Source organism: Rhizobium herbae (assembly GCF_019511375.1).
Taxonomy (GTDB): domain Bacteria; phylum Pseudomonadota; class Alphaproteobacteria; order Rhizobiales; family Rhizobiaceae; genus Pararhizobium; species Pararhizobium herbae_A.
This window is the reverse complement of the sequence record NZ_JAEUAO010000025.1, coordinates 1-255: the sequence shown is the minus strand read 5'-3', so window position 1 is coordinate 255 and position 255 is coordinate 1. Positions and strand designations below refer to the sequence as shown.

The 255-nt window shown below is 69.8% G+C and carries 1 protein-coding gene; it reads left to right on the top strand.

What is annotated here, in order from left to right:
* On the top strand, positions 1-255 hold a 255-nt coding region (locus tag JNB71_RS24305; RefSeq protein ID WP_220374323.1), incomplete at both ends, for a VCBS domain-containing protein.

The window sequence follows — 255 nt, the reverse complement described above, 5'->3', positions numbered from 1 at the left end:
GTCGACGACGGCGAGGCGGTGTTTGCCGCCCCGGCCACGCTCGACGGCACCTATGGCAGCTTCTCCTTCGATGCCGCCACCGGCAGCTGGACCTATACGCTCGACAACAGCCGGGCGGCGACGCAAGTGCTCAACCAGGGCGACGCCGTCAGCGACACGCTGAGCGTCACCTCGCTCGACGGCACCGCCAGCCACAACATCGTCGTCGCCATCACCGGCGCCAACGACGCGGCGTCGATCGCCGTCGATGCGGCG